At 65.2% G+C, this 18683-nt stretch carries 17 protein-coding genes; 5 read left to right on the plus strand and 12 right to left on the minus strand.

Annotated features, from left to right (window positions below):
* Positions 1-55: 55 nt before the first annotated feature.
* Positions 56-523, plus strand: a complete 468-nt coding sequence (locus IE126_RS12105) for an OsmC family protein (RefSeq protein WP_054301114.1) — start codon at positions 56-58, stop codon at positions 521-523.
* Positions 524-611: 88 nt separating this feature from the next.
* Positions 612-2222 (plus strand): GMC family oxidoreductase, encoded by a 1611-nt coding sequence (locus IE126_RS12110; protein WP_189381122.1) that lies wholly within the window; start codon positions 612-614, stop codon positions 2220-2222.
* On the opposite strand, the gene IE126_RS12115 is transcribed toward IE126_RS12110, so the two are convergent.
* The 4 genes from IE126_RS12115 to IE126_RS12130 all read right to left on the minus strand — a co-directional run bounded on the left by IE126_RS12115 (position 2206) and on the right by IE126_RS12130 (position 5863).
* The gene (locus IE126_RS12115; RefSeq protein WP_189381123.1) at positions 2206-2835 is read right to left on the minus strand and encodes a flavin reductase family protein; all 630 of its coding nucleotides are present in this window, start codon (positions 2833-2835) and stop codon (positions 2206-2208) included. The two genes, IE126_RS12110 and IE126_RS12115, sit on opposite strands and share 17 nt — an antisense overlap.
* Positions 2836-3762: a carbon-nitrogen hydrolase family protein gene (locus IE126_RS12120; RefSeq protein ID WP_189381124.1), complete on the minus strand. Its 927-nt coding sequence runs from the start codon at positions 3760-3762 to the stop codon at positions 2836-2838.
* A gap of 87 nt (positions 3763-3849) precedes the next feature.
* Entirely contained in the window at positions 3850-4740 is an 891-nt protein-coding gene (locus IE126_RS12125) for a fumarylacetoacetate hydrolase family protein (RefSeq protein WP_189381125.1), read from the minus strand.
* Positions 4741-4747: 7 nt separating this feature from the next.
* Positions 4748-5863: a cupin domain-containing protein gene (locus IE126_RS12130; protein ID WP_108130141.1), complete on the minus strand. Its 1116-nt coding sequence runs from the start codon at positions 5861-5863 to the stop codon at positions 4748-4750.
* A gap of 127 nt (positions 5864-5990) precedes the next feature.
* Here IE126_RS12130 and IE126_RS12135 point away from each other — a divergent pair, with 127 nt between their 5' ends.
* On the plus strand, positions 5991-6623 hold the full coding sequence (locus IE126_RS12135) for a GntR family transcriptional regulator (RefSeq protein ID WP_189381126.1): 633 nt from the start codon (positions 5991-5993) through the stop codon (positions 6621-6623).
* 24 nt (positions 6624-6647) lie between these two features.
* Here IE126_RS12135 and IE126_RS12140 read toward each other — a convergent pair whose 3' ends face one another.
* The gene (locus IE126_RS12140; protein WP_054301135.1) at positions 6648-7283 is read right to left on the minus strand and encodes an SH3 domain-containing protein; all 636 of its coding nucleotides are present in this window, start codon (positions 7281-7283) and stop codon (positions 6648-6650) included.
* 198 nt (positions 7284-7481) lie between these two features.
* Between IE126_RS12140 and IE126_RS12145 the strand changes: the two genes are divergently transcribed.
* Entirely contained in the window at positions 7482-8468 is a 987-nt protein-coding gene (locus tag IE126_RS12145) for a 2-hydroxyacid dehydrogenase (protein WP_054301108.1), read from the plus strand.
* 76 nt (positions 8469-8544) lie between these two features.
* Here IE126_RS12145 and IE126_RS12150 read toward each other — a convergent pair whose 3' ends face one another.
* From IE126_RS12150 to IE126_RS12175, 6 genes are all read right to left on the minus strand, one after another.
* A complete protein-coding gene (locus IE126_RS12150; protein ID WP_054301107.1) occupies positions 8545-9348 on the minus strand; it encodes a carnitinyl-CoA dehydratase in 804 nt (267 codons plus the stop codon).
* Positions 9345-11333 carry an acetate--CoA ligase family protein gene (locus IE126_RS12155; RefSeq protein WP_189381127.1) on the minus strand — a complete coding sequence of 663 codons (1989 nt, stop codon included), beginning with the start codon at positions 11331-11333 and terminating at the stop codon, positions 9345-9347. Before IE126_RS12155 ends, IE126_RS12150 begins: the two co-directional genes overlap by 4 nt.
* A 284-nt stretch (positions 11334-11617) precedes the next feature.
* Entirely contained in the window at positions 11618-12781 is a 1164-nt protein-coding gene (locus IE126_RS12160) for an acyl-CoA dehydrogenase family protein (protein ID WP_189381128.1), read from the minus strand.
* A gap of 38 nt (positions 12782-12819) precedes the next feature.
* Positions 12820-14277 carry a carnitine 3-dehydrogenase gene (locus IE126_RS12165; protein WP_189381129.1) on the minus strand — a complete coding sequence of 486 codons (1458 nt, stop codon included), beginning with the start codon at positions 14275-14277 and terminating at the stop codon, positions 12820-12822.
* A gap of 27 nt (positions 14278-14304) precedes the next feature.
* Positions 14305-14613, minus strand: a complete 309-nt coding sequence (locus tag IE126_RS12170) for a hypothetical protein (protein ID WP_189381130.1) — start codon at positions 14611-14613, stop codon at positions 14305-14307.
* Between the two features lie 8 nt (positions 14614-14621).
* Positions 14622-15536 (minus strand): BKACE family enzyme, encoded by a 915-nt coding sequence (locus IE126_RS12175; RefSeq protein ID WP_189381131.1) that lies wholly within the window; start codon positions 15534-15536, stop codon positions 14622-14624.
* On the opposite strand from IE126_RS12175, the gene IE126_RS12180 reads away from it, so the two are divergent.
* The gene (locus IE126_RS12180) at positions 15505-16581 is read left to right on the plus strand and encodes a GlxA family transcriptional regulator (RefSeq protein ID WP_229825440.1); all 1077 of its coding nucleotides are present in this window, start codon (positions 15505-15507) and stop codon (positions 16579-16581) included. The genes IE126_RS12175 and IE126_RS12180 overlap by 32 nt on opposite strands.
* A 60-nt stretch (positions 16582-16641) precedes the next feature.
* Here IE126_RS12180 and IE126_RS12185 read toward each other — a convergent pair whose 3' ends face one another.
* Positions 16642-18660 carry a M3 family metallopeptidase gene (locus IE126_RS12185; RefSeq protein ID WP_189381132.1) on the minus strand — a complete coding sequence of 673 codons (2019 nt, stop codon included), beginning with the start codon at positions 18658-18660 and terminating at the stop codon, positions 16642-16644.
* Positions 18661-18683: the final 23 nt, after the last annotated feature.

Raw genomic sequence — 18683 nt, forward strand, 5'->3', positions numbered from 1 at the left:
TGTTCTTTCGTTATGTATACATGTATACACGATTCGACCGGGGAGGGAAGCGACCATGACGCATGACTACACCAGCCATATCCGCTGGACCGGCAATCGCGGTGCCGGGACGGCCACCTATCGCGGCTATGACCGGACCTGGGATATCGCGGTGCCAGGCAAGCCGGTGGTGCATTGTTCCAACGATCCGCTTCTGGGCGGTGACCGGGGCAAAATGAACCCGGAGGATCTGCTTCTGTCCGCACTGAGCGCGTGCCATATGCTATGGTATCTGCATTATGCGGCAGAGGCCGGGGTTATTGTGACCGGCTACGAGGATGATCCGGTCGGCCAGGGCGAGGTCGGGCCGGGCGGCGCCGGCCGGTTTATCGCCGCAACGCTGCGCCCCCGCATCCGCGTCGCGGCGGGCACCGATCTGGCCCGCGCCGAAGCCCTGCATCATCGTATCCCGGAGGTGTGTTTCATCGCGCGATCGGTGAATTTCCCAGTTCATCATGCACCGGAATTCGCGGTGGAACCCTGACCCGTCTGCGACATTTTACGTCGCAGACAAGGAAGGCCGGCGTCAGGCAAACCGTTAGTCTTGCCTGAAACGGCAGGGTGACGGCGCCATGGACGACAGCGATTTCATTATCGTAGGGGCAGGCTCGGCGGGCTGTGCGCTGGCTTACCGCTTGACAGAATCCGGCAAGTACCGTGTCACACTGATCGAAGCGGGTGGAACAGATCAGCGTTTTTATGTTCAGCTTCCATTGGGTTATGGCAAGCTCTTCTATGATCCAGCCGTGAACTGGCTTTACAAGACCGAACCTGACCCAGGTTTGGCGGGCCAGCGCGATCACTGGCCGCGGGGGCGGCTGCTGGGGGGCTCATCCTCGATCAATGCGATGGTCTGGATCCGGGGGCATCACGCCGATTACGAGGAATGGGGGGAAGCAGCACCAGGTTGGGGCTGGTCCGATGCCCTGCCCGCCTATCGCGCCATCGAGGATAACGAGGCCGGGGCGGATGTGTTTCGTGGCCGGGGCGGGCCCTTGTTCATCTCGGCCAACCGGAAGGGCCTGCACCCGCTGGTCCATAATTATCTGGAAGCCTGCGCCGAGGCGGGGCTGCCCACCACCCCCGATTTCAATGGCCTGTCACAGGAAGGTGCCGGCGTCTATCAGATGACGATCAAGGGCGCGCGGCGCAATTCGGCGGCGCGGGCCTTTCTGCGCCCGGCCATGAAGCGGCCAAACCTGCGAGTCATCACAAAGGCGCAGGTGACACGGGTGCTGTTCGAGGGCCGCCGCGCGGTAGGGGTGGAATACCGGCAGGGTAGTGTGACCCGCAGCCTGCGGACGAAAGGCGAGGTCATCCTGTCAGGCGGTGCCGTGAACTCACCTCAGCTTCTGCAACTGTCGGGCATCGGGCCGGGCGCATTGTTGCAGGGGCTGGGCATCCCGGTCCTGCATGACAACCCGAATGTCGGCGCGCATCTGAGCGACCATCAGGGCATCAACTACACCTTCCGCATGAAGGTGCCGACCTATAATGACGAGCTGCGCCCATGGTGGGGCAAGCTGCGGGCAGGAATGCAGTATTTCCTTGGAGGCGGCGGGCCGCTGGCGAAATCCATCAACCATGCGGGCGGTTTCTTTCGCACCAGCGCCGCCGAGCCGCGCCCGAACATGCAGCTTTACATGCAGGCGTTTTCCACGCTGCTGCCAAGGGACGGTGAGCGCCCGATCCTGACGCCCGATCCCTTCCCCGGCCTGTCACTGGGTCTGTCGAACTGCCGTCCGACCTCGCGCGGGCATATCCGGCTGAAATCGCCCGATCCGCTTGCCCATCCTGAAATCGTCGCCAATGCCTTCAGCACCGATCACGATGTGGCGGAGATGCTGCTGGCAGTGAAATACCTGCGGCATCTGGCGGCACAGCCCGCCATGGCGGCGGTGATCGCCGAGGAACTGCGCCCCGGGCCGGAGGTCCGCACCGATGCGGCACTGATCGAGGATTTCCGCAAACGTTCGGGCACGGTCTATCACCCCTCCTGCACCTGTCGGATGGGCAGCGATGCGGCGACCAGCGTTCTGGACCCGCTGCTTCGCGCGCGGGGGGTAGAGGCGCTGCGGGTCATCGACGCCTCCAGCTTCCCCAATCTGATCGCAGGCAATACCAATGCGCCCGCCATCCTCATGGGCTGGCTGGGCGCGCAAAAGGTCATGACGAGCGTTTGAAGGTTGCCCAGGTCGGGCGCGGCATTTCAAACGTATCCTGGCTGCGGATATAGGTCGCGCCGAAGCCACGGCCGACGAGGTTCAGGCCGGGCGTGTCGACATGGCCGCGCGCGGCGTCCTTTACAAAGGCATCGGCGATATGGATGGCGAGCACCCGACCCACCACAAGCGCCTGATGCGGGCCGGTCACCACGGTTGAATGGTTGACGCATTCAAAGCTGACCGGGCTTTCGGCAATGCGCGGCGGCTTCACATGAGCGGACAGCGCCGGGGTGAGGCCCGCGAGTTCAAGCTCGTCCACCCCCGGCGGGGCATCGACGGCGGTCACATTCATCTGCGGCGCCAGCGCCTCGGGCACGAGGTTCACCACAAACTCCCCGGTGTCGAGGATATTGCGCGCACTGTCCTTGAAGCCACGCTGCGCGTCGCCAAGGATACCCAGCGCCACCACCGGCGGCTCGGTCCCCATGACGTTGAAAAAGCTGTAAGGCGCGGCGTTGATCCGGCCTTCGCGGTCCAATGTCGTAACCCAGCCGATCGGCCGGGGCACCACCGTCGCCGCCATCAGCTTATAGGCAACGGCGGTGTCGATCTTGTCGAGGTCAAAGCGCATTCATTCCACCTTTGTCACGGCGCGTTTCGGGCGGGTATCCACCTCCAGCCGGAACACATCGGGACGGGCGTAATGGCCGGTGACGTCGAAGTCAAACTTGGCGCGCATCACTTCGGCGGTGTCGAGATCGGCGTAAAGGATGGTCTCGCCGTTGAAATCCGGCCCGGCCAGCACCTGCCCCAGCGGCCCGACAATGGCCGATCCGCCGCGCATCATCACCGTATCGGGGTCGTCACCCAGCGCGCTTTCATGGTCCGGCCCGAAGGCGGCGCGGGTGATGTGCTGGCAGGCGGTCAGCACAAAGCAGCGGCCTTCCATCGCGATGTGGCGCATGGTCGGCAGCCAGGTGTCGCGGTCGTCGGCGGTGGGGGCGCAGTAAAGCGTGACGCCCTGGTCATACATATGCATCCGCAGGGCGGGCATATAGTTTTCCCAGCAGATCACCGCGCCGATGGTGCCGAAATCGGTCTTGAAAGCAGGCATGGTGGAGCCGTCGCCGAAGCCCCAGACCAGCCGCTCGGCGGCGGTGGGCATCAGCTTGCGATGCTTGCCGACCACGCCTTTCGCGCCGTCCAGATAGACGGCGGTGCAGTAAAGCGTGGCGCCATCGCGTTCGATCACGCCGACCACGACGAAGGCGCCGGTATCGGCGCAGGCTTCGGCCAGCAGCGCCAGTTCCAGCCCGTCGAGATCAATGGCCGCCGCGTGATAACGGGCGAAGGCCGCGCGCCCCTCGGGTTTGCGCATCCCGATCGGGGCGCCGAAGCTGGCGCCCTTGGGGTAGCCGCCCAGATAGGCTTCGGGAAAGACGATCAGGCGGGCCCCCTGCCCTGCGGCCTCACGGACAGCGGCAGCGGCCTTTTCCGCGGCGTTCAGCGCCGACAGCGGATCGGAGGCAAGTTGTGCGACGGCGACTTTCAGGGTCATGTGGTGCTTCCCGTTAAAACGGCCAGGGGGCTGTCCGCCCCCGAGCCCCCCCCGAGGATATTTTTGAACAGATGAGAAGGGCAAGGATCAGAGGTTGATTGCGTCGATCACCGGGTGGCGCAGGGTGCCGATGCCTTCCACCGTGGCCACGATGGTATCACCGGGCTTCATCCATTCCTGTGGCGTGCGACCTGCGCCCACACCTTCCGGCGTGCCGGTCGCGATGATGTCACCCGGCTCCAGCGTGATGCCCGCACTGATGTCGGCGATCAGCTCATCAACCTTGAACAGCATGTGCCGGGTGTTGGAGCGCTGCTTTTCAACCCCGTTCACCGTCAGCCAGAGGTCCAATGTCTGCGGGTCGGGGATTTCGTCGGCGGTGACGATGCAGGGGCCGAAGGGGGCGAAGCTGTCCATGCCTTTTGAGACGATCCATTGCCCGGCGCGACGGTTGTCGCGGGCGGAAACGTCGATCATCACCGAATAGCCAAAGACATGCGCCAGGGCATCGGCGCGCGCCACACGGGTGGCGCGGGTGCCGATGATGCAGGCAAGCTCCACCTCCCAGTCAAGCTGCTGGGTCAGCTTGCCATTGTGGCGGATCGGCTCGCCCGGCGCGATGACCGTGGTCGGCGGTTTCGAGAAGATCACCGGCTGTTTCGGCAGATCCTTCGACGTGTCCAGCGACTTGGCGCTTTCGGCGACATGTTCGACATAGTTGAGGCCGATGCCGAAGATGTTCTTTTTCGGTCGCGGGATCGGCGCCAGCAGGGTCACATTCTCAACCGGCAGCTTTGCCTGCCAGGGCGCAGCGGGCAGCGCGTCGCGCAGTGCTGCGGTGGCGGCGGGGCCGGCCTCGATCAGGCCCAGCATGCTGTCGGGCAGGCCAAGCCGGCCCGCATCCACCACGAAGCCGCCGTCGATCACGCCCAGCCGGGCTGCCGCCTCGACCGAGGCGCGGTAGGTCACAAGTTTCATTCTTTCCTCACAGTATCGGCTGATGGCCGCCGTTTTCGCCGAAGGCCTGTTCGCGGTAGAGACCGAGCGCCCGCATCACCGGAATGTCGGACAGGCAGAACAGGCAGGCATCGTCAGAGGCCGAGGCATTGACATGCTCGTGCCAGGCCCAGGAGGGCACGCAGAAGATGTCGCGCTCCTGCCAGTCGAAGCGTTTGCCGTTGATGATGGAATGCCCGCGCCCCTTGGCGACGTGGTAAAGATAGCTGCCGGTATGGCGATGCGCCTTCGTGTGTTCGCCGGGACGCAGCATCTGCATGCTGGCGCCCATGGTCTGCATCACCGGGCCATTGGTGACCGGGTTCACATATTCCATCATCACCCCGTCAAAGGGAGAGCCATCGGTGCATTGCGCGCGTTTCAGAAGCGCCTCGTAGGTCGGCGCCCATTCGTATTTGAACATGGGGCTGTAGCTTTTGGTCCAGCTCTCGCCATAGGGCGTGAGGCCCGGATTACCCCAGGTTTTCGTCATGTCGTCAACCGCATAGCCCACGGCCTGCGAAAGATCGGGGTGGACCTCGTAGAAATTCGCCTCCATCGCATTGACGAAGGGAATATCCAACCCGTCCTGCCAGATGCAGGGGCTGCCCTCGGCCGCGACGCCATGTTCGTGCCAGGTTCCATTGGGCGTCAGCACGAAATCATTGGCGCCCAGCGTCATCTTGTGGCCATCGACCACCGTGTAGGCCCCTGCCCCTTCCATGATGAAGCGGATCGCGCTGGCGGAATGGCGATGCGCGCTGGCCTGTTCGCCCGGATGCATGACCTGAAGCCCGGCGTAAAGCCAGCCGACCGCCGCAGCCACATCTTCGCGCCCCGGATTGCGCAGATAGATCACCCGGCGCCCCGCCTTTTCCGGCGTCACCAGATCGACCGAGCGCAGAACCTTGTCCCGCAGATCATTGTAGCGCCAGACCACCGGAACCGACTGGCTTTTCGGCTCCCACGGTTCGATCTTGTTGGCCACCGTCCAAAGCGCGCCCGCGCTGAAACGGTTCAGATCGTCGTAATAGGCCAGCAGTTCCGGCGTGTCTTCGACATTGGCGCGACCGGCCACGTCTTCGCGGTGGTTCTCGTGCTTCATCGCGGAGCCCCTCCTTCAAGGCTGCCGACAGACTGCGGCATGAGATTTGCGATGTAAACATAAATTTTCGAAAATTTTGTTGTGGCGGAGACTGCGGCAGCGTAGCAATGTCAGACAGGAGGATGCCATGACACTCGCCGATACCGCCTATGACAGCCTGCGCCGCGACATCATGCGCGGCCATCTGCCGCCGGGTCAGCCCCTGCGGCTGGAGGCGCTGCGCGCGCGCTATGACATGGGGTTCTCGCCCCTGCGCGAGGCGCTGAACAGGTTGCAGTCCGAACGGCTGGTGGTATCGGCCTCAATGAAGGGCTTCATCGTGGCGCCGCTGTCACTACCCGAAATGTGGGAGGCCATCGAGGCGCGGGTTCTGGTGGAAACCGAGGCGCTGCGCCTGTCGATCCTGCGCGGGGATGACGCCTGGGAGGCGGGCGTTGTTGCCGCACTGCATGCGCTGGGTCTGGCTGCGGCACGGGGCGAACCCGAAACGCTGGAGGCCCGCCATGCGGAGTTTCATCTGTCGCTGATTGCGGCCTGCGGATCAGGCTGGTTACTGGATTTCGCGCGCAAGCTTTCGGCCGCGACAGAACGATACCGGGCGCCTGTTCTGGCAGGCGATACCGCGCCCCGCGACGTGCAGGGCGAACATGCGGCACTGGCCGAGGCGGCGCTGGCCCGGCGGGCGGAAGAGGCCCCGGCCCTGCTGGCCGCGCATTACCGCCGCACGGGAGAGCGGATCGCCGCGCGCATGGCCGCCTGAGCCTTAGGCGGTCCGCGCGTCCGGTCAGTCGATGATTTCGCCGGGGTCCACACCCCAGAGCGCGGCCTTGATCACCCAGCCCTTTTCGCCTTCGGCACTGATCCTGCACCAGTCGGGCGCGCATTGCTGGACCCGCGCCACGACGCCCCGTTCGGCCCGCGCCACCACTTCGGCCTGCGGATCGGGCGCTGCGCGGAAATCGGCCAGCTCCGCCACGATGACCACGGACCGCACCCCGGACAGCAGGGAGTAGTGCACCCAGCCACCAAAGCCTTCCTGATCCTCGACGCGACGCCAGTTCTCGTATTCTGCGGTGACTTTCAGCGGCATGCCCGCCCGCTTGAAAACCCAGTCGATCCGATGGCTGAGCCCCGGCCCGCGCCGGGCATTGCCCTCGCCGGTCTTGAGCGTGACATAGCGCGGCAACGGCAGATTAGTGACCTGCCCCCGGCCCGGCAGTGCGACCTGCGGCACCGTGGCATCGGCAGGCACCGCATCGGGCTGTGGCTCGGGCGGCGCCGGTTCCGCAACAGTGTCGCTGCCTTCAACCGGCTCAAGCCCGCCCTCGGTCGAACTTTGCGCCCAGGCCGCCTGCCCCAGCACCATCCATCCCGTTACCAATACTGCCGCTGCCAGCCGCATGCCGCCACCTGATCGCATATCCATATCGTCCAGTTCCGCCCGCCATTCGTGCCACCGGGACCGGACGGGCCGCCCCCGGCAGAATAATCTGCCCATGTTTCGCGCATATCGACGCAACATTGTTACTCGGGGCTTGTAGCCCGCCCCGTAAGTCGGCACTTTGCCAGCAAGAAGACCGATTTGGAAGTGCCGGTCTCGAAAGTCGAGGGAGGATCCATGCCCGCCAAACGCCTGAGCGTCATCGTGACGCGACGACTGCCCGAGGTCGTCGAAACCCGGATGAAGGAACTGTTCGACGTCGAATTGCGCGACCCGGACATTCGGATGTCGCGCGATGAACTGGCCGATGCGATGAAACGCTGCGATGTGCTGGTGCCCTGCGTGACCGACCAGATCGACGCGGGCCTGCTGGGACAGGCGGGCGAGCGGCTGAAACTGATCGCGAACTACGGCGCCGGGGTCGATCACATTGACGTGGCCACCGCCCGCTCGCGCGGGATTCTGGTGTCGAACACTCCCGGCGTCGGGGCTGAAGATACCGCCGACATGGTGATGGGGCTGATTCTGGGCGTGGTGCGCCGCATTCCCGAAGGCATGGCCGAAATGCAGGCCGGACGCTGGAGCGGCTGGTCACCGATGGCGCATCTGGGGGGCCGGATCGGCGGGCGTCGCCTTGGCATCCTCGGGATGGGGCGAATCGGACAGGCCGTGGCGCGGCGGGCCCGGGTGTTCGGCATGCAGATCCACTATCACAACCGCCGCAAGGTCCACCCTTCGGTCGAGCAGGAACTGGAGGCAACCTATTGGGAAAGCCTCGACCAGATGATCGCCCGCATGGACATCATCTCGGTCAACTGCCCGCATACGCCCTCGACCTTCCATCTGCTGAACGCGCGGCGGCTGAAACTGCTGAAACCCACGGCGGTGGTGGTGAATACCTCGCGCGGCGAGGTGATCGACGAAAATGCCCTGACGCGCGGGTTGCGGGCGGGCGAGATCGCCGGTGCCGGGCTTGACGTGTTCGAGCATGGCCACGAGGTGAACCCGCGCCTGCGCGAGATGAACAATGTGGTGCTGCTGCCGCATATGGGGTCTGCCACCGTCGAGGGGCGGATCGAGATGGGCGAGAAGGTTCTGATCAATATCAAAACCTTCGCCGATGGTCACCGCCCGCCGGATCAGGTGGTGCCGGGGATGCTGTAAGACGCTCCCCCGGCGGTGCGCGCCTGGCGGCCGCCGGGGAATTTTGAGTATTTTTGCAAGAAGCAAAAGGGGGCGGTCAGCGCCCCTTCCAGACCGGATCGCGTTTTTCAGCAAAGGCGCGCGCGCCTTCCAGTTGATCCTCCGAGGAATAAAGCCGGTCCACCGTGACGAATTGCCGTTTGGTGATGCGGTTCAGCGCATCCTGAAAGCGCAGCGCCTCGGCCTCGCGGACCACCTCCTTGATGGCGGCATAGACCAGCGGCGGGCCGGATTCGAGCAGCCGCGCCAGATCCCAGGCTTTCGGCAGCAGGTCTTCCGAGGTGGTGATTTCGCGCAGCAGGCCCCAGCGCAGCGCCTCGTCGGCGTCGAACCAGCGGCCGGTCAGCAAGAGGTCCATGGCGACGTGATAAGGAATACGTTTCGGCAGCTTGATCGAGGCGGCATCGGCCACGGTGCCCGACCGGATTTCCGGCAGCGCGAAGGTTGCGTTGGCGGAGGCGAGGATCAGATCGCAGGAGAGCGCGAGTTCCAGCCCGCCGCCGCAGCAGATACCATTGACCGCAGCAATCACCGGCTTGTTGAGGTTCGGCAGTTCCTGAAGCCCGCCGAAGCCGCCGACGCCATAATCGCCATCCACCGCATCGCCATCGGCGGCGGCCTTCAAGTCCCAGCCGGGGCAGAAGAACTTCTCGCCTTCGGCACGCAAAATCGCCACGCGCAGGCTGTCATCATCGCGGAAGGCGCGGAAGGCGAGGCCCATGATGCGGCTGGTCGCAAGGTCGATGGCATTGGCCTTCGGCCGGTCGAGCGTCACTTCGAGGATCGCACCCTCGCGCCGGGTGCGGATCGGCCCCTCGGTCAGCATGGTCATTTCGGTCATTCGGCCCTCCGTATCAATGCGTCCACCGCCACCGCCCCGCTTTCGCGCAGCAGCACCGGGTTGATTTCGATTTCCTCAAGCGTATCGTCGCCCGCCATCAGTGCGCCAAGGCGCAGCGCGATGTCAGCGAAGGCCCCGATGTCGGGGCGCGGGCGGCCGCGATAGCCATCGAGCAGCGGCCAGAGCCGCAGGCCCCGCAGTGCGCTGTCGATCTGTGCGCCGGTGACTGGCCAGACCAGCGTGGCGGTATCAGCCAGCACCTCGGCGGTGACGCCGCCCATGCCCAGCGTCAGCGTCAGCCCGTAGACCGGATCGCGCCGCAGACCCAGCAGCATTTCAGCCAGCACCCCAGTCACCATTTCCTCGGCCAGATAGCCGGTGGCGCCGGGCATTTCGGCCTGGCCCTCCAGCGTGGCGAGGCCAAGGCGCACGGCCCCCGCCTCGGTCTTGTGGGCAAAGCCAAGACCTTTCAGCGCGAAAGGCGCGGTAAGCGTGCTGGTATCGAGATCGGCGAGCCGGGATGCGCTGACCGCGCGCGGCACAGGAACGCCCGCCTGCGCCAGCAGGGCCTTGGCCGCCGCCTCGTCAAGCATGCGGGTCTCCCTTATGGCAAGCGCCGGGACCGGGCGCCAGCCAGGCTGACCCGGCGCAACCTGTGCCGCTTTCAGCGCCTCCAGCGCGGTATCAAGGCCCATCATTGGCACGACGCCGCGCGCCATGAAATCCGTCGCCAGTGCCTCGTCGAAATTCTCGGGCAGCGAAGCGACGGGGAAGGCCGGGCGGCCGGTCGCCGCCTGCGCGGCCGCCACGGCCTCAAGCGCGGGCCGGAAACTGGATGGGTCACAGCGGTCGGGGCGTGGCGGGTCGATGATGAAGATACCAGCGTCATAAGCGGACAGCATCGTGCTGAACACATCGGTGGTGCGCGGCCCGTCCCCCCAAATGAAGGTATGATAATCCAACGGGTTGGATATTGTGACAATCGGGCCGAGAATATCGGCCAGCCGGGTGCGGGTCGTTTCGGGCACCGGCGGAAAGGTGATCCCGGCGGGATCGGCCAGATCGGCGACCAGCCCTGCCTCACCGCCCGAGCAGGAGAGCGAGCAGAGCCGTTCACCCAGTCCGGGGCAGTGGGTGTGGAATACTTTCAACACCTCCAGCAGCGCGGGAAGGCTGGCCACTTCGGCGACGCCGCATTGCCGCAGGAAGGCGCTGGAGGCAGCCCCGCCCCCTGCCAGCGAGGCAGTATGCGAGGCCGCAGCGGCGCGCGATGCTTCGGTCTTGCCGGATTTCACCGCAACGATCCCCTTGCCCGCCACCCGCGCCGCTTCTGCCAGTGCAGCGAAAGCCGGGGCGTCGTCTATGCCCTCGATGTAAAGGCCCAGCGCCGTGACCCGCTCATCGGCCAGCAGCGCCCCGGCCAGTTCTGCGAGCCCCACCTGCGCGGCATTGCCCAGACAGGCAACATAGGCCACCGGAAGGGCGCGCGCCTGCATCGTCAGGTTGATGACGATATTCGACGATTGGGAAAGCAGTGCGACGCCCCGCTCCACCCGCTGCCCGCCGTGCTGGTCGGGCCACAGCAGCGCGCCGTCAAGGTAGTTGATGACGCCATAGCAGTTCGGCCCGAGGATCGGCATGTCCCCCGCGGCCGTCACCAGATCGGCCTGCAAACCGGCCTCTCCCGCCTCTTCCCAGCCGCTGGCGAAGCAGATGGCACCGCCGGCCCCCATGGCGGCCAGTTCGCGCACCACCTCTACCGTGGCGAAGCGGTTGACGCCAATGAAAGTGGCATCGGGCGGTTCAGGCAGGTCAGCGAGCGAGGGATAGGCTTTCAATCCGCCGATCGTCTCGCGTTTGGGGTGTACCGGCCAGACCGGGCCATCAAACCCCATCTTGCGGCATTGCTCGATGACATTCTCGGCCCATCCGGCACCGAGAACAGCAATGGAGCGTGGGCGCAACAGGCGATGGAGGCGCATCATATCCGCCCCTCCACCCCGTGCCCGAGGCCGGGGGCTGTCTGCCCCCGGACCCCCGAGGATATTTTTCGACAGAAAATGTAAGCACCCCGCTCGCCCTTGGCAAACGAGGTGCCATTTCCTGTCACGGCCATCGGCGTCCCCGCCTGTTCCGCAAGGCCACACTGGCCGAATCCAATGAAGAAGTGGTTAACGCGCAAGATCAGGCTCATTTTCTGTCGGAAAATATCCTCGGGGGGTGAGGCGCGCATGCGCCGAGGGGGGCAGACAGCCCCCCTGCCGTGGTCTCAGCCGCCAACCGCACGCAGAAGTTCGCGCGAAATGATATGCCGCTGAATCTCGGAGGTGCCCTCCCAGATCCGTTCGACGCGGGCGTCACGCCAGATCCGTTCCAGTGGCAGTTCATCCATCAGCCCCATGCCGCCGTGAATCTGGATCGCCTCATCGGCGATCATCGCCAGCACCTCGGTCGCCTTCAGCTTGGCCATGGACATGTCGGCCTCGGTCACCGAGCCCTGGTCAAACTTCCAGGCTGCCTCGCGGGTCAGGAGCTCCGCCGCCTTCAGCTCCATCGCCATATCGGCGAGCTTGAAGCTGATCCCTTGAAACTTGCCGATCTGCTGGCCGAATTGCTTGCGTTCGGCGGCATAGCTGATGGCGTGCTGCAACGCCCGGTCGGCGCGACCGAGGCAAGTGGAGGCGACTTGCAGCCGCGTCGCGCCGAGCCAGGTGTTCGCCACCTCGAAGCCCTTGTGCACCTCGCCCAGAACCGCCGCATCCGGCAAACGGCAATTGTCGAATTCCAGCACCGAATTGGTGTAACCGCGGTGGCTGACATTGCGATAGCCATCGCGGACGGTGAAGCCCGGTGTGCCCTTATCGACGAAGAAGGCGGTGATCAGCTTCTTCTTGCCGCGCGGGGTGTCTTCCTCGCCCGAAGCCATGAAGACGATGACGAAATCGGCCAGATCGGCGTGGCTGATGAAATGTTTGGTGCCGTTCAGTATCCAGTCGCCGCCCTCGCGCTTTGCACTGGCGGTCATGCCGCGCAGGTCCGACCCGGCACCGGGTTCGGTCATGGCAAGGCAATCCCACTTCTCCCCCCGGATACAGGGAAAGAGGTATTTCTCGCGCTGTTCGGCGCTTCCCGCCAGCAGGATGTTCGAGGGCCGCGCCACGCAGGTCCAGTGCAGGGCATAGTTCGCCCGGCCCAGTTCACGCTCGTATAGCAGCCATGACAGCGTATCGAGACCGGCGCCGCCGACCTCCTCGGGCATATTGGCAGCATAAAGCCCGGCCTCGATCGCCTTGGCCTGAAGCTCGCGGATCAGGTCCATCCGCAGATGGCCGGTGCGTTCCACCTCGGCCTCATGCGGGTAAAGCTCGTTCTCGACGAAGGCGCGGGTCGTTTCCACGATCATGCGCTGTTCTTCGGTCAGTCCGAAATCCATCTGTTTGCCCTTCGGGTCTTGAGGAAAGAAGCGGCCCGTCAGGCCCTGCGCTGGCCGACAAAGCGCCCGGCGGCCTCGGGCCGGGGCAGCGCCTTGTGGGCCTGAGTGATAGGATCAAGCTTCGCAAGCACCCCGGGCGCGGCGGCGCAGGTTTTGTTGGCCTTCATGTCCACATGCAGCAGCATCTGTTCAAGGCTCGCCACCACCTCGTCGCCACGCTGGATACGGATGAACACATGCAGCCGCTTTTCATCGGCGCCCAGCACCTGAAGCGTGCCGGTCAGCCGGTCGCCCAGCTTGCATTCGCCCAGATGCATGATGTGCGTTTCGGCAGTGTAATAGCTGTGTCCGGCGGCAACGTAATCCATCCCGGCCCCGATCAGCCGCAGGAAGGCATCCGAAGTTTCGGAGGCCGCGAACAGATAGCGGCTTTCGGTCATGTGGCCGTTATAGTCGATCCAGCCGGGCAGCACCTGCATCTGTGCCATGACCAGCGGTGCACCCGTCGGCGCCGCATCGTGGAAGGCCACGGCGCGGCGGGCGTCATGCTCGCGCAGCACCTTGCCCGCGCCCCAGTTGCGATCCTTCAGCGCCCGCAGGAAGCCGATCAGGTTGCTGTCGCGGATGCGCTCCAGCTCGCGGATCGAATGGTGGCCGGATTGCGCATCGGACTGGCCCGCGATCAGGTCCACAAGCTCGTCATTGAATTCCGGCACATCCGTCAGCTTGGTCCAGGGCCATTGCAGGCAGGGCCCGAACTGCGCCATGAAATGCTTCATCCCGGCTTCACCGCCCGCAACGCGATAGGTTTCGAAAAGCCCCATCTGGCCCCAGCGCAGGCCAAAGCCCATGCGGATGGCCTCGTCGATCTCCTCGGTGGTGGCTACGCCGTCCTTCACCAGCCACAATGCCTCGCGCCAGACGGCTTCAAGAAAGCGGTCGGCGATATGGGCGTCGATTTCCTTGCGGACATGCAGCGGGAACATGCCGATCTCACGCAGGATTTCCTTGGCGCGTTCAATGTCCCGGGCTGCGTTCTTCGGGCTGGGCACCACTTCGGCCAGCGGCAGCAGATAGACCGGGTTGAACGGATGCGCCACGAAGATTGTGCCGGGATTGGCCGCATGTTCCTGCAATTCCGAGGGTTTGAAGCCCGAGGTGGACGATCCGATCAGCGTTTCGGGCGCCGATTGCTGGATTTGCGCAAAGACGCGGTGCTTCAGTTCAAGCCGTTCGGACACCGATTCCTGAATATATTCTGCCCCTTCCACCGCTTCGGTGATGGTGCCCGCAAAGCTCAGCTTTCCCTCGGCAGGCATCGGCACATCCGACAGCGCCGGCAGCGCGGCGCGGGCATTGGCCAGAACCTCGCCGATCTTGCGTTCCGCCTGCGGATCGGGGTCGAAGACCGCCACATCCCAGCCGTTCAGCAGGAAGCGCGCGGCCCAGCCGCCCCCGATCACCCCGCCGCCAATGATTGCCGCCTTGCGCGCCATGTTCGTCCTCGTCCTGATGGGTTCGCGTCAATCGACGCAGATGCTTTGCGGCTGGCCGGTCTCGTCCAGATAATCCCGGCAGCCGAAGGGGTTGAGCGTGGGGGCACAGGTCCGGCTGGCCGACAGGCAATCTCCCGCACAGTCGCTGGCCCTTGTGCAGGACTTACCTGCATCCGGCGCGCGCTTGACGCAGAACTCGCCGCCCAGAAGGCCCGCGACACCGACCTGCCCGCCCTTCGCGATGCAATCGGCCTTGTCGGCCGCCGACATGCTGGGACGCGGTGGCGCTTCGGCCTCGGGCTGGCAAGCCGCCAGCACCAGAAGGACCAGCGCCACCCGTCGCCTCATTTCGCCACCGGCGCGCGCTTCTCCAGCTTCAGCTTCGCGCGCACCTCGGCGGGCGTCAGCACCCGCGCCCCCATGTTGGAAATCACGGTCACCGCGCGTTCCACCAGTTGCGCGTTGGTCGCCAGCACACCCTTGTCGAGCCAGAGGTTATCCTCCAGCCCCACGCGCACATTCCCGCCCGCCAGAACCGAGGCCGCCACATAGGGCATCTGATGCCGCCCCAGCGCGAAGGCCGACCAGTGCCAATGCTTCGGCACATTGTTCACCATCGCCATGAAAGTGTTCAGGTCATCCGGCGCGCCCCACGGCACGCCCATGCACAGTTGCACCAGCACAGGATCGGGAATGATGCCCTCTTCCGCAAGTTGCCTGGCGAACCAGAGATGGCCAGTGTCGAAGGCCTCGATCTCGATCCGCACGCCGCTCGCCACCATGCGCGCTGCCATGTCGCGCAGCATGCCGGGGGTGTTGACCATCACATAATCGGCTTCGGCGAAGTTCATCGTGCCGCAGTCGAGTGTGCAGATCTCGGGCCGACACTCCACCACATGCGCCACGCGCTCCGCCGCACCCGCCATATCGCTGCGTGCCGACATGCGGTTCATGTTTTCCGTGCCGTCGAACAGCAGGTCGCCGCCCATCCCGGCAGTCAGGTTCAACACCACATCGGTTGCGCTGTCGCGGATCCGCTCGGTCACTTCGCGATACAGTGCCGGGTCGCGGGCAGGCTTGCCGGTTTCGGGGTCGCGCACATGACAATGCACCACCGCCGCCCCTGCCTTTGCCGCCGCAATGGCGCTTTCGGCGATCTGCACCGGGCTGCGCGGCACATGCGGCGAACGGTCCTGGGTGCCGCCCGAGCCGGTCACGGCGCAGGTGATGAAGACTTCGCGGTTCATGGCCAAGGGCATGGCATTCCTCCTGTTCGTTCCCGGCGAGATTAGCGGGCTTGTCGGGTCGCGCTTTGCAGTTTACGAAATCCGCATGGCAAAATCCGCAACGATCTTCGCCGCATCGCAGCAGCCGCTTTCGCTGGCGCTTCTGGTGCTGCCGCATTGTTCCATTCTGGAAGTCGCCTCGACGCTCGATCCGCTGCGCTCGGCCAACCGGCATCTGGGAACCGAGGCCTACCGCTGGCGTGTGGTTTCCCCCGATGGCGGGCCGGTGCCGCTGACATGCGGGATCGAGTTGCCCTCATCGGGCGCGCTGGCCACGGCCGAGGGCGCGGATGTGCTGATCGTCATTGCGGGCTACCGGCAATCCGAAGTCACCACCAAGCCGCTTCTGCGCGACCTGCGCCGGATCGCCCCGCGCTTTCGCGCGCTTGGCGGCATCGACGCCGGAGGCTGGGTGCTGGCGCGCGCCGGGTTGCTGGACGGCCAGCGCGCCACCGTGCATTGGGAGGATCTGGAGGATTTCGCCGCCACCTTTCCCGAAATCGAGGTCACCCCTGACCGCTTCACGCTTTCCGGGCGCTATTTCACCGCAGGGGGCGCCGCCCCCGCCGCCGACCTGATGCTCCATCTGATCCGCGCCCGCCATGGCCCGGCCACCGCGCTCCAGGTCGCGGCCAGCTTCGTCACCACCCCCCGCCCGGGAACCGAGCCGCAGATCACCGCGACCCGACCGGACCCGAGGCTCGACGCCCGCGTCGCCCGCGCCATCGCGCGGATGGAGGCGCGGCTCGACAGCCCCGAAACGGCAGCCGAGACCGCCGCCGCGCTTGGCCTCTCTCCCCGCCGGCTGGAACAACTGTTCCGCGAAAACATTGGCCTCTCGCCCGCCGCTCATGCGCTTGGCCTGCGCTTGCAGGCAGCGCGGCGGCTGCTGACCGACACCCGCCACCCGCTGACCGAAATCGCGCTGCGCACCGGCTTTTCCAGCGCCGCCACGCTGACGCGCGCCTTCACCCGAAAATTCGGTGCCCCGCCCAGCCAGTTTCGCAAAACCCGCTGACGCGCACGCGCCAACGGGTCTTGCTTCTTGCAAAAAATACTCAAAAGACGTCTGCCGCCCTCAGGCCGCGTCCAGAAGCCCGCGCCCCTTCAGCAACGCCTCCACCCCCGGCATCCGGCCCCGGAATTCCAGATACAGCTCTTCCGCCGGACGCGAACCACCGGCCGACAGGATGAACCTTTCCAGCTTCGCTGCCGTTTCGGGATCGAAGGCATCGCCGGTTTCCTCGAATGCGGCGAAAGCATCAGCATCCATCACCTCGGACCACATGTAGCTGTAGTAGCCCGAGGAATAGCCGTCGCCGGAAAACACATGTGCGAAATGCGGCGTGGCATGGCGCATGCGGATCGCGCGGGGCATGCCCAGTTCGGCCAGAACCTCGGCCTGTTTCTGCATCGGATCGGCGGGCGCCGCGCCTTCGTGAAACGCCAGATCGACCATGGCCGAGGCCACGAATTCCACCGTGGCGAAGCCCTGATCGTAGCTGCCCGCGTCCAGCAGCCGTTTCAGCATGTCGGCAGGCATCGCCTCGCCGGTCTGCCAATGCTTTGCGTGGGTTTCCAGCACTTCGGGCACTTCCAGCCAATGTTCGTAAAGCTGGCTCGGCAGTTCCACAAAATCGCGCGCCACGCTGGTGCCGCTGATGAAGCCATAGGTCACATCCGACAGCATCTGGTGCAGCGCATGGCCGAATTCATGGAACAGCGTGCGCGCATCGTCATAGGACAGCAGCGCCGGGTCGCCCTTGGCGAAGTTGCAGATATTGACCACGATCGGCCGCACATCCTGCCCCAGCCGTTTCTGGCTGCGCATCGCCGAACACCAGGCGCCCGAGCGTTTGGACCCGCGCGCGAAGTAATCGCCGATGAACACCGCAACGTGCTGACCCTCGCGCGTCACCTCCCACGCCCTTGCGTCGGGGTGATACATCGGCACGTCCAGCGCGTGAAACTCCAGCCCGAAGAGGCGGTTGGCGCAGTCGAAACAGGCCGCGATCATCGCCTCAAGGCTCAGATAGGGTTTCAGCGCCGCCTCATCCAGGTCATGTTCGGCCTTGCGGCGCTTTTCCGAATAATAGCGCCAGTCCCACGGCTCCAGCGGCCCGGCGATGCCATCGGCATGCAGCATCGCCTCCAGCACTTTCGCATCCGCCTCGGCCCGGGCGCGCGCCGGTGCCCAGACCCGCATGAGCAGATCACGCACGGCCGCCGGGGTCTTGGCCATTTCCGGTTCCAGCTTGAAATCCGCAAAGCTCGCATAGCCCAGAAGATGCGCCCGCTCTTCGCGTAGCTTCAGGATTTCCGCCGCAATGGCACGGTTGTCATGGTCATTGCCATTGGCACCGCGCGCCACCCAGGCCTCGTAGGCCTTTTCGCGCAAGGCCCTGCGCGGCGAGAATTGCAGGAACGGCACGATGAGCGAACGGCTGGTGGTGATGACCGGCCCGGCCACCCCCTTTTCGGCGCCTGCCGCCCGCGCCGCCGCCACGGCGAAATCGGGCAGCCCTTCCAGATCGGCCTCGGCCAGTTCCATGAACCATGTGCGCTCTTCCGCCAGAATGTTCTGGCTGAACCGGGTGCCCAGCACGGCCAGTCGCGATTTCACTTCCGTCAGACGCTCGGCCTCTGCGCCGTCCAGCAGGGCGCCGGAGCGCACGAACATCTGACGGTAAAGCTCCAGCACGCGGGCCTGTTCGGGGGAAAGCCCCAGCGCCTCGCGCCCTTGCCACAGGGTTTCCACCTTGGCGAAGAGCGCCTTGTTATTGGTGACCTCGGACGAAAACGCGCTCATCCTGGGCGCCAGATCCCGCATCAGCGCCTCGCGTGCATCCGTGCTGTCGGCTCCGGCGAGGTTGTAGAACACCCCCGCCACCCGGTCGAGCGTGCCTTCCGCCAGTTCCAGCGCCTCGATGACATTGGCGAAGGTCGGCGGCTCGGTGTTCCCGGCAATCGCGGCAATCGCCGCGCGGGCCTCGGTCAGACCGGCCTCGAAGGCGGGCGCGAAATCCTCGTCGTGGATCGCGTCGAACGGCGGCAGTTCAAACGGCCCCTCCCAGGGGGCAAGCAGCGGATTGGTCATCGGCAAATCTCCTTTGGCACAGA

Origin of the sequence: Gemmobacter nanjingensis (genome assembly GCF_014652195.1) — a bacterium.
Classification (GTDB): Bacteria; Pseudomonadota; Alphaproteobacteria; order Rhodobacterales; family Rhodobacteraceae; genus Gemmobacter; species Gemmobacter caeni.